The sequence below is a fragment of the Nonomuraea purpurea genome, from assembly GCF_042650645.1.
GTDB classification, from domain to species: domain Bacteria; phylum Actinomycetota; class Actinomycetes; order Streptosporangiales; family Streptosporangiaceae; genus Nonomuraea; species Nonomuraea purpurea.
The window spans coordinates 418329-433759 of the sequence record NZ_JBHSBI010000003.1 but is presented as its reverse complement, the minus strand read 5'-3'; the positions used below and the strand labels follow the sequence as shown (position 1 = coordinate 433759).

Below are 15431 nucleotides of genomic sequence, written 5' to 3'. Positions count from 1 at the left end.
GTATGCCCGAGCACGACCGCCCCGTCGAGGACATGAGGCTGCTCGTCCAGAGCATCCGTGACTACGCCATCTTCATGCTCGACCCCCGCGGCAGGATCGCGAGCTGGAACGCCGGCGCGCAGCTCATCAAGGGCTACACCGCCGAAGAGATCATCGGCACCCACTTCTCCGTGTTCTATCCGCCCGAGGCCGTCGCGGCCGGCAAGCCCGCGATGGAGCTGGAGGTGGCCGCGGCCGAGGGCCGCTGGGAGGAGGAGGGCTGGCGGGTCAGGAAGGACGGCACCAGGTTCTGGGCCAGCGTGGTCATCACCGCCCTGTACGACGGGCACGGCGACCTGCGCGGCTTCGGCAAGGTGACGCGCGACCTGACCGAGCGGCGCAGCATGGCCAGGGCGCTGGACGAGCGCGGCATGCTCCTGGCCCACCTGGTGCAGGCCCAGGAGCGCGAACGCCGCCGCATCGCCTCCGACGTGCACGACGACACCATCCAATCCATGATCGCCGTCGGGATGCGGCTGCGGCTGCTGGAGGACAGCCTGCCCGAGGAGCACGCCGCCGCCGTACGCGGGCTGGACGCCGCCGTGGACGGCGCCGTCGTACGCCTGCGCGATCTCGCCTTCCAGCTCCGCCCACCCGGCGACGGGCTGGTGGAGGGGCTGACCGGCTACCTGGAGCAGATGATGACCGGCGTGGCGTGGGAGCTGTCGCACGACCTCGACGGCGAGCCGCCCGCCGAGACCGCGATCACCGTCTTCCGCGTCTGCCAGGAGGCCCTGACGAACGTGCGCAAGCACGCCAAGGCCGCCACCGTCACCGTCGAGTTGGCCTCGCTCAACCTGGGCGTGCAGGTGCGCGTCCGCGACGACGGCGTCGGGCTGGCCGCCCACGACGGGCACGACAAGCAGGCCGGGCACTTCGGCCTCATCGAGATGCGCGAGCGGGTGGAGATGGCGGGCGGCTGGTGGGCCATCAGGGGCGAGCCGGGAGCGGGCACGGCGGTGGAGTTCTGGGTGCCCGCCGTGGCGCGCGAGCAGGCCCACCGGCATGGACGGCCCTGATCACCCGTCACCGCCGACCAGCGCGAGCGTCTGGCGGGCGATCTCCCATTCCTCGTCCGTCGGGATGACGAGCACGGCCACCTCGGCGTCCTGCGGCGACACCGCCCGCTCGCCGTCCGCCCGCGCCCTGTTGAGTCCCGGATCCACCACGATGCCGAGGCGGCCGAGCCCGGCCAGCGACTCGGCGCGGGTGGCGGCGTCGTGCTCGCCGACCCCGCCGGTGAAGACGATCGCGTCCAACCGGCCGAGCAGCGCGTAGAAGGCGCCGACGTACTTGCGGATCCGCCGCGTGTAGATCTCCAGAGCCAGCAGGGCCTCCTTGTCGCCGCGCACGCGTACCTCGCGCATGTCGCCCGTGCCGGTCAGGGCCAGCAGGCCGCTGCGGCGGCTGAGCGCGTCCTCCACCCGCTCGGCGTCCATGCCCTCCACCCGCGCCAGGTAGCCCGCCAGTGCCGGGTCGACGTCACCGGAGCGCGTGCCCATCACCAGCCCTTCCAGCGGCGACATGCCCATGGAGGTGTCGACGCTGCGCCCGCCCGAGATCGCGGTCGCGCTGGCGCCGTTGCCCAGGTGCAGCACGATCAGGTCGAGCGTGGCGAGGTCGCGGCCGAGCAGGGCGGCGGCGCGGCGGCAGACGTAGGCGCAGGAGGTGCCGTGGAAGCCGAAGCGCCGCACCCCCAGGCGCTCGCGCCAGTCGCGGGGCACCGCGTAGGTGTAGGCCTGCGGCGGCAGCGTGAGCTGGAAGGCGGTGTCGAACACGGCCGCCTGCGGCACCCCGGGAAAGGCCGCCCGCGCGATCCGGATGCCGGTGAGGTTGACCGGGTTGTGCAGCGGCGCCAGCGGCGCCAGCTCCTCGATCGCCCTGATCACGCCCTCGTCGATCAGCACGGCCCCGGTGAAGCGGTCGCCGCCGTGCACGACGCGGTGCCCGACCGCGACGGGGCTCAGCTCCGGTCCCGCGGCCTCGAACGCCTCCAGCGCCGCCTCCAGTCCCTCGCGGTGGTCGCGGAACGGCCGCTCCCGCACGTACGGGGGGTCGTCCCCGGCGTGGTGCGTCAGCCGCCCGCGCGCCTCGCCGACGCGCTCCACCAGGCCCCTGGCCGGCCGGTCGCCGGTGGCGGCGTCGACGAGCTCGTACTTGATGGAGGAGGAGCCCGTGTTCAGGACGAGGACGCGACCGGCCATGTCCACGACCTGATGTCCGCGGGGTCCTCGCCGTGATCCCTGGTGTAGGCGCGCACCCGCAGCCGCTCGTCGCTCATGCGCTGGCGCAGGTGCGCCTGGGAGACCCCGAGCCCGGGGACCCGGTCGATCACGTCGAGCACCAGGTGGAAGCGGTCGATGTCGTTGAGCATGCACATGTCGAACGGCGTCGTCGTCGTGCCCTCCTCCTTGTAGCCGCGCACGTGGATGTCGTCGTGGTCGTGACGGCGGTAGGTGAGCTCGTGGACGAGCGACGGGTAGCCGTGGAAGTTGAAGATGACCGGTGTGCCGACGGGGAACAGCGTGTCGAACTCGGCGTCCGGCATGCCGTGCGGATGCTCCGTCGGCGTCTGCAGCCGCATGAGGTCCACCACGTTCACGACCCTGACCCGCAGCTCGGGCAGGTGCTCGCGCAGGATCGAGGCGGCGGCCAGCGTCTCCAGCGTCGGCACGTCCCCCGCGCAGGCCAGCACCACGTCGGGCCTGCGCCCCTCGTCGGTGGAGGCCCACGGCAGGATGCCGAGGCCGCGCGTGTTGTGCGCGATGGCCTCGTCCATGGTGAAAAGGTCGAGCACGGGCTGCTTGCCCGCCACGATCACGTTGACGTAGTCGCGCGAGCGCAGGCAGTGGTCGGCGACCGACAGCAGCGTGTTGGCGTCCGGCGGCAGGTACACCCGCACCACCGACGCCTTCTTGTTGACGACCACGTCCAGGAAGCCCGGATCCTGGTGGCTGAACCCGTTGTGGTCCTGCCGCCACACGTGCGACGACAGCAGGTACGTCAGCGACGCCACCGGCCGCCGCCACGGGATCTTCTGCGACGTCTCCAGCCATTTGGCGTGCTGGTTGAACATGGCATCCACGATGTGGATGAACGCCTCGTAGCAGTTGAACAGCCCGTGCCTGCCGGTCAGCAGGTAGCCCTCCAGCCAGCCCTGGCACAGGTGCTCGCTCAGCACCTCCATCACCCGCCCGCCGGGGGCCAGGTGCTCGTCCGTCGGCAGCACCTCGGCGTTCCACGCCCTGTCGGTGGCCTCGAACACCGCCGACAACCGGTTCGAGGCGGTCTCGTCCGGCCCCATCAGCCGGAAGGTGCGCGGATTGGCGGCGATCACGTCCCGCAGGAACGCGCCGAGCACCCGGGTGGGCTCGCTCGACTGCTCGGCCGGCAGCTTGACCTCGACCGCGAGCCTGCGGAAGTCCGGCAGCCGCAGCGGCGCCAGCAGCTCGCCGCCGTTGGCGTGCGGGTTGGCGCTCATCCTGCGCGGGCCGGGCGGCACCGTCCGCAGGATGTCGCCGATCGGCCGTCCGTCGCCGTCGAAGAGCTCCTCCGGCCGGTACGAGCGCATCCACTCCTCCAACTGGGCCAGATGCGACGGGTTCTCGCGCACCTGGGCCAGCGGCACCTGGTGCGAGCGCCACGTGCCCTCGACCGGCTTGCCGTCGACCTCGCGCGGCCCCGTCCAGCCCTTCGGCGTCCGCAGGATGATCATCGGCAGCCGGTCGGCGTCGCCCGCCTTGTAGGCGGCCATCTCCTCGAAGGCGGTGTCCAGCGTGCCCGCCATCTCCCCGTGGTCGGGGCCCACCAGGTGGGGGCGGTAGCCGTACCCCTCCATGAGCCCCAGCAGGTCGGCCTCGGGGATGCGGGCCAGGACCGTCGGGTTTGCGATCTTGTAGCCGTTCAGGTGCAGGATCGGCAGCACGATCCCGTCTCGGCGGCGGTCGAGGAACTTGTTGGAGTGCCAGCTCGCGGCCAGCGGGCCTGTCTCGGCCTCGCCGTCGCCGACGACGCACGCCACGACCAGGTCCGGGTTGTCGAACGCGGCCCCGTAGGCGTGCGCGAGCGAGTACCCCAGCTCGCCGCCCTCGTGGATCGATCCAGGCGTCTGCGGCGCGGCGTGGCTCGGGATCCCGCCGGGGAAGGAGAACTGGCGGAAGAGCTGCCGCATGCCCTGCGCGTCCTGCGAGACGTTCGGATAGCGCTCGGAGTACGTCCCCTCCAGCCAGGCGTGCGCCACGGCCGCCGGGCCGCCGTGACCGGGGCCCATGATGTAGATCATGTCCTGGTCGCGCTCCTTGATCACCCGGTTGAGGTGCGCGAAGCAGAAGTTCAGGCCGGGCGTCGTGCCCCAGTGGCCGAGCAGCCGCGGCTTGATGTGCTCGGGCCGCAGCGACTCGGTGAGCAGCGGGTTGTCCAGCAGGTAGATCTGCCCGACGGACAGGTAGTTGGCCGCTCGCCAGTAGGCGTCAATGTGGTCCATGCCCTGCTGATTCCTCCACAGACCGCCCTGAACCCCCGATAAGGTGACCAATATGGAGCTCAGGAGTTCGCGCTGGTATTCGGGAAATGACCGCAACTCCTACATTCACCGGGCCTGGATGCGGCGCGGGCTGCCGCGCGAGGCGTTCGAGGGCGGCAAACCGCACATCGCGATCGCCAACACCGCCTCCGACCTCACCCCCTGCAACTCCCACCTGAACGAGGTGGCCCAGAGCGTCATGAACGGCGTCTGGGAAGCCGGCGGCGTGCCGCTCAACCTGCCCGTCGTCTCACTCGGCGAGACCAACGTGCGCCCGACCGCCATGCTCTGGCGCAACCTGGCCGCCATGGCTACAGAAGAGATGCTGCGCGCCAACCCCATCGACGGCGTGGTGCTGCTCGGCGGCTGCGACAAGACCATCCCCTCGTTACTCATGGCCGCCGCCTCCGTGGACCTGCCCGCCCTCGTCGTGCCCGGCGGCCCCATGCTCACCGGCCACTTCCGCGGCGCCCCGCTCGGCTGCGGCACCGACGTGTGGCGGCTCAGCGAGGAGGTACGCGCGGGCACCCTGTCCCGCGAGGCGTTCCTGCAGTCAGAATCGTCCATGATCCGCAGCCGCGGTCACTGCAACACCATGGGCACCGCCTCCACCATGGCCTGCATGGCCGAGGCGCTCGGCATGACACTGCCCGGCACCGCGGGCACCCCGGCCCCCGACAGCCGCCTGCTCGAACGCTCCCACGACAGCGGCCGGCTCGCCGTCGACCTCGTCAAAGCGGGCCGCAGGCCGAGCCAGGTGATGACCAGGGGCTCCTTCCTCAACGCCATCGTCACGCTGGCCGCCGTCGGCGGCTCCACCAACGCCGTCGTCCACCTGCTGGCCATCGCCGGCCGGCTCGGCGTGGACCTGACCCTCGACGACTTCGACCGCACCGGCGCGGGCGTGCCGCTGCTCGTCGACCTCCAACCGGCCGGCAAGCACTTGATGGACGACCTGTTCAGGGCCGGCGGCCTTGCCGCCGTGCTGAAGGAGGTCGAAGACCTGCTCGACCCGGAGGCGATCGCCGTCACCGGCCGGCCGCTCGTCGAGCACCTGGCCGGGGCCGAGATCTGGGACGAGAGCGTCATCAGGCGGCGTGCCGACCCGCTGCTGCCCGACGCCGGCATCGCCGTCCTGCGCGGCAACCTCGCGCCGGGCGGCGCGGTGATCAAACCCGCCGCCGCCTCGCCCGAACTGCTGCGCCACCGAGGCAGGGCCGTCGTCTTCGACAGCGTCGAGGACGTCTACGCCCGCCTCGACTCGCCGGACCTGGACGTGGACGAGACGTCGGTGCTGGTGCTGCGCGGCTGCGGCCCCAAGGGCTACCCGGGGATGCCCGAGGTCGCCAACCTGCCACTGCCGAGCAAGCTGCTGGCCAAGGGCGTACGCGACATGGTCCGCGTCAGCGACGCCCGCATGAGCGGCACCGCCTACGGCACGGTCGTGCTGCACACCGCGCCCGAGGCGGCCGCCGGCGGGCCGCTGGCCAGGGTGCGCACCGGCGACCCGATCGTCCTCGACGTGCCCGCGCGCCGGATCGACGTGGACGTCCCCGCCGCGGACCTGGCCGCCAGGGAGCCGGTCGTGAACGGGCACGCCCGGCCCGCGCGCGGCTGGGAGCGCCTCTACGTCGAGCACGTCACCCAGGCCGACCGAGGCGCCGACCTCGACTTCCTCATCGGCTCAGGCGGCGACCACGTGGGCCGCGAATCCCACTGAGCCCTCAAAGAGCGCGCTGCGCCGTGCGCGGAATCGACCGCGGCGGGTATGCGGTTACACGACGATGGGAACGGCTTGATCGGCTTGGCGATCAGAGGAGGCAGAACGTGAGCGGCGACATCAGCCAGAGCCAGGAGTGGGCGGCCCTGGACAAACACCACGAGAAGCTGGCGGGCAGGCACCTGCGCGAGCTGTTCGCCGACGATCCCGGCCGGGCCGGCCGCATGACCGTGACCGCGGGCGACCTCTACCTCGACTACTCCAAGCACCGCGCCACGCGGGAGACGATCGACCTGCTGGTGGCCCTGGCCGAGCGGGCCGGGCTGAGCGAGGCGATCGCCGCCATGTTCGGCGGCGAGCACATCAACGTCAGCGAGGACCGAGCCGTGCTCCACGTGGCGCTGCGCATGCCAGAAGACGCCGAGCTGGTCGTCGACGGGCAACATGTCGTGCGCGACGTGCACGCCGTGCTGGCCGAGATGAGCGCCTTCGCCGACCGCGTCAGGTCGAAAGAGTGGAAGGGCGCCACGGGCGAACCCATCGAGACCGTCGTCAACATCGGCATCGGCGGCTCCGACCTCGGCCCCGCCATGGCCTACGAGGCGCTGCGCGACTACGCCGACGCGGGCATCACCGCCAGGTTCGTCTCCAACATCGACCCCGCCGACATCACCGGCAACCTCGCCGGCCTCGACCCCGCGACCACGCTGTTCGTGGTCAGCTCCAAGACCTTCACCACGCTGGAGACACTCACCAACGCCAGGGTCGCCCGCCGCTGGCTCGTCGACGCGCTCGGCGAGGACGCCGTCTCCAAGCACTTCGTGGCCGTCTCCACCAACGCCGCCAAGGTCGCCGAGTTCGGCATCGACACCGACAACATGTTCGGCTTCTGGGACTGGGTCGGCGGGCGCTACTCCTACGACGGCGCCATCGGCCTGTCCCTGATGATCGCGATCGGGCCCGCGCGGTTCCGCGAGATGCTCGCCGGCTTCCACACCGTCGACGAGCACTTCCGCACCGCCCCGTTCGAGGCCAACATGCCCGTCCTGATGGGACTGCTCGGCATCTGGTACAACGACTTCTTCCACGCCGAGACCCGCGCCGTGCTGCCCTACAGCCAGCGGCTGCACCGCTTCCCCGCCTACCTCCAGCAGCTCACGATGGAGTCCAACGGCAAGTCCGTGCGCGCCGACGGCGCCCCCGTCACCGCCGGCACCGGCGAGATCTTCTGGGGCGAGCCGGGCACCAACGGCCAGCACGCCTTCTACCAGCTCCTCCACCAGGGCACCCGGCTCGTGCCCGCCGACTTCATCGGCTTCGCCGAGCCCCACGAAGACCGCGAGGGCATGCACGACCAGCTCGTCGCCAACCTGCTGGCCCAGACCTCCGCGCTGGCGTTCGGCAAGACCGCGCAAGAGATCGCCGCCGAGGGCACGCCGCCGGAGATCGTGCCCCACAAGGTGATGCCCGGCAACCGGCCCACCTCCACGATCCTCGCCCCCAAGCTGACCCCGTCCACGCTCGGTCAGCTCGTCGCCCTCTACGAGCACATCGTCTTCGTCGAGGGCACGATCTGGGGCATCGACTCCTTCGACCAGTGGGGTGTCGAGCTGGGCAAGAAGATGGCGCTCGACCTGGCGCCCGCGCTCACCTCCGACGAGCCGCCGGCCGAGTTCCCCGACGCCTCGACAGGGCAACTCGTGCGCAGATACCGCGAGCTGCGCGGAAGGCGAGTCTGAGATGGGGCCCGCCGCCGACGCCGCGCGGGCCGGGGCGCTCGTCCTGTTCGGCATCACCGGCGACCTCGCGCGCAAGATGGTCCTGCCCGCCCTCTACCACCTGACCGCCAATAGCCGGCTCGACCTGCCGATCATCGGCGTGGCCAAGACCGACATGGACCTCGACGGGCTGCGCGAGTACGCCCGCGAGGCCTGCGGCGGCGTCCAGGACGCGGCGTTCGAGAAACTGGCGGGCAACCTGCGCCTGGTCGCCGGCGACTACCGCGACCCCGGCACCTTCGCCAGGCTCAAGGCGGAGACGGCGGGCAAGGGCTTCCTCGTCCACTATCTTGCGGTCCCGCCCGCGCTGTTCGCCGTGGTCGCCGAAGGGCTGGCCCGGGCCGGGCTCAACCACGACGCCCGGCTCGTCGTCGAAAAGCCGTTCGGGCACGATCTCGCCTCGGCCCGCGAGCTCAACGCCGAACTGCTCAAATGCTTCGACGAAGACCACCTGCGGCGGGTCGACCACTTCCTGGGCAAGGAGCCGGTCGAGGACCTCATGGTGTTCCGCTTCGCCAACACGCTGCTCGAACCCATCTGGAACCGCAACCACGTCCGCAGCGTCCAGATCACCATGGCCGAAGACTTCGACGTCCGCGACCGGGGCGCCTTCTACGACGCCAACGGCACCATCCGCGACGTCGTCCAGAACCACCTGCTGCAACTGCTCGCCATCCTCGCCATGGACGCGCCGCCCTCCAGGGACGCCCGCGCCCAGCTCGACGAGAAGTGGCGGGTGCTGCGGGCCGTCCAGCCCATCGACCCGGCCGACGTCGTACGCGGCCAGTACACCGGCTACCTCGACACCGACGGCGTCCGCCCCGCTTCCACGACCGAGACCTACGTCGCGCTGCGCGCCTACATCGACAACTGGCGCTGGGCGGGCGTGCCCTGGTGCATCCGCTCCGGCAAGGCGCTGCCCACCACCGACCTGGAGGTCGTCGCCGAGCTGCGCAGGCCGCCGGTGACGATGTTCGGCGGCGAGCACGGGTCGCCGCCCGGCCCCAACCTCATCCGGTTCCGGCTGCAGCCCGACGCCGGGGTCACCTTCGACCTGCTGGCCAAGGAGCCGGGCCGGCAGCAGACCCGTCCCGTGCCCGTCAGCGTCGACTTCACCAAGGTGCTCGGGCCGATGGAGGCCGCCTACGAACGCATCCTGGCCGACGCCATCACCGGCGACCCACGCAGGTTCGCCAGGTTCGACCTCGTGGAAGAGTCGTGGCGGATCGTGCAGCCGGTGCTCGACCTGCCCGAGCGGCCGCTGCCGTACGAGGAGGGCTCCTGGGGGCCCGAACCGGCGGCGGAGATTCCGCCGGGCGGATGGCACGAGATCTCGACCACGTTCGACTGACCCGCTCGGCCACTTCCGAGACCGCTGCCGTTTCCGGATGATGCGCGCTCCGCTGTCCGTTTCCTGGGCCGGGGCCACTTCCCGAGATCCCTCAGGGCCATCCGGGCGGGACGGTGGCGGGTCCGGCCGGGGTCGGTCGTTGCCTTTGCCGCCCGGCCGCAGTCGGCGCGTCTTTCCGCGAGGGGTCGATGGGGTGGTCAGGTAGGCGAACGAGGGTAACGATGGGGGATGGACATCATGGAACTGATGGAACGGTCGAAGGACGTCGCCGCCGTGAAGCGCGTTTTCGGTGAGCCGATTCAGCAGGGCGACGTCATCGTGGTCCCCGTGGCCAGGATCGCCCAAGGGGGCGGGGGAGGCCAGGGTACGAAGGCGGGCGAGAAGGGCGAAGAGGGCGGCGGCTCGGGCGGCGGATTCGGGTTCTCGGCCGCACCGGCGGGCGTCTACGTGATCAAGGACGGTGACGCGCAGTGGCGGCCCGCCATCGACGTCAACCGCATCGTCATCGGCGGCCAGATCGTGGCCGTGGTGCTGCTGCTGACGCTGCGCACCATCTTCAAGAAACGCGGCCGCAAGCGCTGAGCCGGCTGTCTCTGGGCGCGGGCACGACATCGCCGCGCCGGCTTGGTCGGGGCGGCCTATTGGACTGACTGGCTCGTCGTGGCGAGGTCGCGCGTCGCGGCCCGGCAACGCTATGAGACGGTGACGCCGAGGAGGTGGCCCAGGCCGAAGGTGACGGTGGCGGCGCCGACGCCGAGGGCGAGTTGGCGCAGGCCGCCCAGCCACCACGGCCGGGCCGTCATCACGGCCACCACGGCCCCGAACCCGAACAGCGCCAGCATGCTCACCACCACGGCGACCACCAGCCCGGACGCCCCGAACAGGAACGGCACCAGCGGCACCGTCGCCCCGGCCGCGAAGGCGCAGAACGACGAGACGGCGGCCAGGCGAGGCGAGGGCAGGTCGTCGAGGTCGACGCCGAGTTCCTCGCGCACGTGCACCCGCAGCGCCTGTTCGGGGTCGCTCGACAGCCCTTCGGCGACCTTTCGCGCCAGGTCGGCGTCAAGGCCCCGCTCCCGGTAGAGCGCCGCCAGCTCCGCCCGTTCGCCCTCCGGGTTGCGAGCCAGCTCCCGCCGCTCCACGGCGATCTCGGCCCGCATCAGCTCGGTCTGGGACTTCACCGAGGTGTACTCGCCGGCGGCCATGGAACACGCACCGGCCACCAGCCCCGCGAACCCCGCCAGCACCGCCCCCTGCCCGGCGCCCGCCGCCCCCACGACTCCAGCGATCAACGCGAAGTTGGACACGAGCCCATCCATCGCCCCGAACACCGCCGGCCGCAACCAGCCGCCGGTCACGTCTCGGTGGCTGTGATGCTTCTCGGGCGAGTACGGCCGAGAGAGCTCGATGGTCATGAATTCCTCCACTTATGGATCACTTGTCAGAAAATTTACGCATCCGTCCGGTGATCCGCAACGAAGGAGAGGCTTGCCTGACCTGCGAAACTAACAGAACGTGCATGATTCTTCACGGAGAGCCAATGGAGTGGGCCAAGTCGAGGTAATATTGCTCGCGCCACTCGGTGTGATCGTGCGAACGCGCATGGCTGTGTGGGGTCATGCGTGCGAAACTCGACTTATGGAAGGTGACGAGGAAATGAGTGCACTGCCAACCGAGGCATGGCTGGTCGAACACCCGCCTCCCAGCATGGCGCGCCTGTTCCCCGGCTCCCAACGAGTCGCCGGTTACACCGTCGATGACTGGCGCAAGTTGCCCCAGACCGGGGAGCGCATCGAGTTGATCGACGGGAGTTTCGTGGTGCACGGCGTTCCTGCTACCAATCACGCCATTTGCGCATCACGGCTGGTGCGTTTGCTCGTTGCTGCCGCGCCGGACCATCTTGAGGTGGCGGAAGCGGTGGGGATTGTGGTGGGGGAGGACGGTCTCATCCCCGACATTGTGATCGCCGATGCGGAGGCGATGCTCGCGGGCATCCCGGATCTGGCATTCCCTGACGTCGTGGCGGTGGCGGAGATCGTCAGCCCGGGCATCGGCAATTGGAAGCGCGATTACAAGATCAAACCGCCGAAGTACGCTGCAGCGGGCATCCCTGTCTTCATCCGCGTCGAACTTGAAGGAGACGACGCGCCCACGGTGGAGGTTTTCCACCTGGGGAAGGCGGGCTACATTCGTGTCTCCGTGGCCAGCGCAGGAGAGAATCTGACCCTCTCTGAGCCGTTTAAGGTCTCCTTCGACCCCGCCCTGCTGGCAGGTCGTCGTAAATGCTGAAACCGGAACGTCCCCTGCGATCCCGCAGGGGACGTCGCCTTGTTCAGGCGTGTACCGGCGCCGTGACGGTGGAGTCGGTTTTCGGGTCACGGAGCAGGGCGTCGCAGTCGGCGATCGCCTCCGCCAGAAGCCGCCGCAGCAGCGCGTCCGGGTCGGGGATGCAGGCCTGGACGATGCCCACCACCGACAGTTGCACCGCGTTCGGGGCGGCGTAGCGGCGGAAGCCCTTCTCCGTGATCCGGGCCGCGCGGCTGAAGCGCCTGGCCTGTTCGGCCGCCTGCGGCACCTGCTCCATGGCGTGCCGGCTCTGCTCGCTCAGCCGCCCCGAGGGGGCGCCGTCGAGCCGGGCCAGCATTTCCTCGGCCGCGAGCACCGACACCGCCAGGGCGAGCTGGCGTTCGGCCGCCGCCACCGGGAGTGCCGTGGTGGCGCAGCGCAGCGCGATCCGGGCGTCCACGCGCAGGTCGTCGCCGGTCAGCCCGATGATGGACGGCACGAGGTGGACGAGCTTGGCGCGGCTTTCGTCGTTGGTGTTGTCGTTGACCAGGCGGGCGAGGGCGGCCAGCAACGGATGCGTGCAGGCCGGATGGTCGCTCCACCGCTCTCCTGCCAGGTAGGAGGCCAGTTCCATGAAGCAGGCACCGCGTTTCGGGTTGCGATGTCTGCCACGGGACAGGACCGGCATGTGATCAAGGTGATTGTCCACGGGTGCTCCACTGCTCCACGCGATACTGCTTCACGCGATCGCGATCGCCGACTATCCAGTCTGCGCTGTTGTACCCAGCAACGCCAGGGATAATGGTCTCTTCGTCCTGAGCGTCCCTAGACCGCCCCAGCTGTCCTGTTTTGGGCGTCCGTAATATGCGGGCAAAACCCGACCGTAGCTGCCGAGCGTGACGTCCCGCTCGCTCAGGGCGGTCGTCACGACGCGACGAAGACCGCGACCGTGCGGGCCGGGACCGTCAGCGTGTCGGTGGCCGGCTCGAACGAGGAGCACCGCACCACCGCGTCGTCCGACCCGGCCTGTACGGGATGCAGCGCCACCGCCCGCCCCGCCAGCGGCTCCACCGCCTGCGCGCACGCCGACGGCGTCGCGTTGAAGACGACCGTGACCGACGTCCAATGCGCGTCGAGGCCCGACACGTCGACATGCATGACGATTACTCCTTCTGGCGAGCCGGGGAACGTCAGCCGCCGCCGCACCTCCTCCGGCGACCCCAGCGCGAACGCCCGCGACGACGCCCTGATCCGCAACAACTCCCCGAAACGGGCCCGGCAGGCGTTGATCGCCGCACAGTCCGGCCGCAGCGCAGGATCGGCCAGTAGCGGCCCGGCGATCGGCCAGCGGGGCTCGTTGTCCGCCTTCGGCGGCAGGCCTGCGGCGAAGCCGTTGCCCGCCGAGCAGTCCCACAGCAGCCGGTTGAACCAGTCGCCGGAGTCGTAGGAGTTACGGTCGAGGGACTTCGAGCGCAACCGTTCGCTGCCCGCGTGGACGAACGCCGCCCCCTGCCCCAGCAGCACCGTGGCCAGCGACAACACCTGCATGCGCACCCGGTCGGCCATCGGCGTGCTTTGCGGGAGTTTGTAGGCCAGCGCGTCGAACAGCGTCTCGTTGTCATGCGCGTCCACGTACGTCACCGCCTCCCCGGGCGAGGCCGTGTACCCCGCGGGGGAGCCGTGGTAGTCGATCTCGGAGCCCTTCCTGCCCGACGGCAGCACGTAGTCGCGCAGGCTCCCGGTCAGCCCGACCATGATCAGGTCCGTGCCGTGCGCCAGCCGGTCCCGCCGCTGCTCGGCCGTGCCGTTGGCCGAGGCGCCGTTGGGCGCGCTGGCCAGCCCCGAGCCGAAGCCCTGCACGCGCGGGTCGTCGTCGAACGTGCTGCCGCCGCGCACCGCGTCGCGCAGCCTGTCGCTGAACGTGCCGATGCCGGTGCCGGCCAGGTTCGCCTGCGTGGCCTGCTCGAACCTGGCGTCGTCGGCCACCTCGCCGAAGTTCCAGCCCTCGCCGTACAGGATGATCGAGGGGTCGATCCGGTCGAGGGCCGCGCGGACGGCGAGCAGGTTCGCCTTGGGGTGGTGGCCCATGAGGTCGAAGCGGAACCCGTCGATCTTGTACTGCCTGGCCCACGTGACCACCGAGTCGACGACCAGCTTGCCCATCATGGCGTGCTCGGGCGCGGTGTTGGCGCAGCAGGTGGACGTGGCGAGCGTCCCGTCCTCCAGCCGCCGGTGGTAGTAGCCGGGCACGATCGGGTCGAGCACGCCGGCGGAGTGGGTGTGGTTGTAGACGACGTCCATCACCACGCGCAGCCCCGTCCGGTTGAGCGCGGCGACCATGCCGCGGAACTCCCTGATCCGATTGTCCGGTTCCGTGGCGTACGAGCCCTCGGGCACGGTGTAGTGCAGCGGGTCGTACCCCCAGTTGAAGGAGTCCTCGGCGGCCGTGCGCGCGACGAGCTCCTGCTGCCGGTCGGAGTCGGCGGGCAGCGCGGCCAGCGCGTCGGCGTCCGGCTCCGTCCTGTCCTGCCTCCGCTCGGGGACGGTCGCGAAGTCGAACACCGGCAGCAGGTGCACGTGCGTCAGGCCCTCGCCGGCCAGCGCGCGCAGCTCCCGCATCCCGGCCGAACCCTCCACGTCGAAGGCCGCGTACGTGCCGCGCCGCCCGGCGGGCACGCTCGCGTCGGAGGCGGAGAAGTCGCGTACGTGCAGCTCGTAGATCGACATCTGCGGGACGGGCGCGGGCTTGGCCAACGTATCCCAGCCCGGCGGCTTCAGCGCCGGATCGTCCAGGTCGACGAGCCTGCCGCGGACGCCGTCGGCGGTCACGTCCGGACTGTACGGATCGGTGACCTCGTTGGTGACGACCGCGCCGTCCTTCGGGGAGTAGACCGTGACGAGGTAGGTGTACTCGCGGCCCAGCCACGACGGAGGGCACGGCAGCCACCAGATGCCGCTCTCGTCGTCGCGGCGCATCGGGTGCACGGCGCGGTCGGGGCCGTGGAGCGCGAGCTCGACCCGCCGTGCCGTGGGCGCCCACAGGGACAACCTCCCGCCGGCCGGGCCGAGGACCGCCTGGGCGGCCTTGGCGGCGTACAGGTCGTCGAGGACGCCGGGGATCTGCACGCACGTCACGTCCGGCGGCGCGCCGGGCTCCGCGGCCACGGCCACGACCTGGCCGCGCAGGGCCTGCCGGACGAGGCCCTCGTCGCTCGGGTCCACCTTCAGCGCGGTGCAGGCGGCCAGGTGCGGCCACCGGCGCCGCTGCTCCTCGCTCAGCGTCCCGGGGGTGAGCCGGATGAGGCCCAGGTCGCCGATCAGCTCGCCCTTGCCGTCGCGGGCGATGCCGCCCTCGGGGCTGAAGGCCAGGACGTGGGCGCACGACGGATCGACACGCCAGAGCACGGTGTCACGATCCACCCAGTGCGCCTCGGCCCTGAGCGGATCGACAACCACGCCCGCGCCTGGATCGACGACCGTGTCTGGAGCGTCGGCCGCGCCCGGGTCGGTGGCCGTGTCTGAAGCATCCGCCGCGCTTGAGGCGTCGGTTCTGCCCGGGGCGATGGTGGTGTCCAGGGTGTCGGTCGCCCAGACGTCCCGCGTGTGGCCGTCCGGCAGGTGCTGGTTCTTGCTGATGTCGTTGCTCAGGATCGTTGTCCCCCTCGACGCGGCCCTCGGCGAGGGGCCCCGCCGTCGTCGTTCCCGTCTGCGCGCCCGTGAAGCCGCCACCACCCC

General features: G+C 70.9%; 11 protein-coding genes. 6 read left to right on the top strand and 5 right to left on the bottom strand.

Translation table 11 applies throughout. The features are described 5' to 3' along the window. Positions 1–2: 2 nt before the first annotated feature. Positions 3–1058 (top strand): PAS domain-containing sensor histidine kinase, encoded by a 1056-nt coding sequence (locus ACFOY2_RS08490; RefSeq protein WP_379527377.1) that lies wholly within the window; start codon positions 3–5, stop codon positions 1056–1058. Here the strand turns inward: ACFOY2_RS08490 and ACFOY2_RS08485 are convergent, their stop codons facing one another. After that, the gene (locus ACFOY2_RS08485; RefSeq protein ID WP_379527376.1) at positions 1059–2243 is read right to left on the bottom strand and encodes an acetate/propionate family kinase; all 1185 of its coding nucleotides are present in this window, start codon (positions 2241–2243) and stop codon (positions 1059–1061) included. Then, the gene (locus ACFOY2_RS08480) at positions 2219–4522 is read right to left on the bottom strand and encodes a phosphoketolase family protein (RefSeq protein ID WP_379527375.1); all 2304 of its coding nucleotides are present in this window, start codon (positions 4520–4522) and stop codon (positions 2219–2221) included. The genes ACFOY2_RS08485 and ACFOY2_RS08480 overlap by 25 nt, the downstream gene beginning before the upstream one ends. A gap of 52 nt (positions 4523–4574) precedes the next feature. Between ACFOY2_RS08480 and ACFOY2_RS08475 the strand changes: the two genes are divergently transcribed. The 4 genes from ACFOY2_RS08475 (at position 4575) to ACFOY2_RS08460 (ending at position 9992) form a co-directional block, all read left to right on the top strand. Continuing rightward, on the top strand, positions 4575–6281 hold the full coding sequence (locus ACFOY2_RS08475; protein ID WP_379527374.1) for an IlvD/Edd family dehydratase: 1707 nt from the start codon (positions 4575–4577) through the stop codon (positions 6279–6281). Between the two features lie 107 nt (positions 6282–6388). Continuing rightward, a complete protein-coding gene (gene pgi, locus ACFOY2_RS08470) occupies positions 6389–8020 on the top strand; it encodes a glucose-6-phosphate isomerase (RefSeq protein WP_379527373.1) in 1632 nt (543 codons plus the stop codon). Between the two features lies 1 nt (position 8021). Then, positions 8022–9410 carry a glucose-6-phosphate dehydrogenase gene (gene zwf / locus ACFOY2_RS08465; RefSeq protein WP_379527372.1) on the top strand — a complete coding sequence of 463 codons (1389 nt, stop codon included), beginning with the start codon at positions 8022–8024 and terminating at the stop codon, positions 9408–9410. Positions 9411–9656: 246 nt separating this feature from the next. Further along, positions 9657–9992: a spore germination protein GerW family protein gene (locus tag ACFOY2_RS08460; RefSeq protein ID WP_357809264.1), complete on the top strand. Its 336-nt coding sequence runs from the start codon at positions 9657–9659 to the stop codon at positions 9990–9992. Between the two features lie 110 nt (positions 9993–10102). On the opposite strand, the gene ACFOY2_RS08455 is transcribed toward ACFOY2_RS08460, so the two are convergent. Further along, positions 10103–10825 (bottom strand): VIT1/CCC1 transporter family protein, encoded by a 723-nt coding sequence (locus ACFOY2_RS08455; protein WP_379527371.1) that lies wholly within the window; start codon positions 10823–10825, stop codon positions 10103–10105. A gap of 223 nt (positions 10826–11048) precedes the next feature. Here ACFOY2_RS08455 and ACFOY2_RS08450 point away from each other — a divergent pair, with 223 nt between their 5' ends. Further along, on the top strand, positions 11049–11699 hold the full coding sequence (locus ACFOY2_RS08450; RefSeq protein WP_379527370.1) for a Uma2 family endonuclease: 651 nt from the start codon (positions 11049–11051) through the stop codon (positions 11697–11699). Positions 11700–11742: 43 nt separating this feature from the next. Here ACFOY2_RS08450 and ACFOY2_RS08445 read toward each other — a convergent pair whose 3' ends face one another. Together ACFOY2_RS08445 and pulA are read right to left on the bottom strand one after the other, a co-directional pair. Further along, on the bottom strand, positions 11743–12405 hold the full coding sequence (locus ACFOY2_RS08445; RefSeq protein ID WP_379527369.1) for a hypothetical protein: 663 nt from the start codon (positions 12403–12405) through the stop codon (positions 11743–11745). Positions 12406–12620: 215 nt separating this feature from the next. Next, positions 12621–15428 carry a pullulanase-type alpha-1,6-glucosidase gene (pulA, locus tag ACFOY2_RS08440; protein WP_379527368.1) on the bottom strand — a complete coding sequence of 936 codons (2808 nt, stop codon included), beginning with the start codon at positions 15426–15428 and terminating at the stop codon, positions 12621–12623. Positions 15429–15431 lie beyond the last annotated feature (3 nt).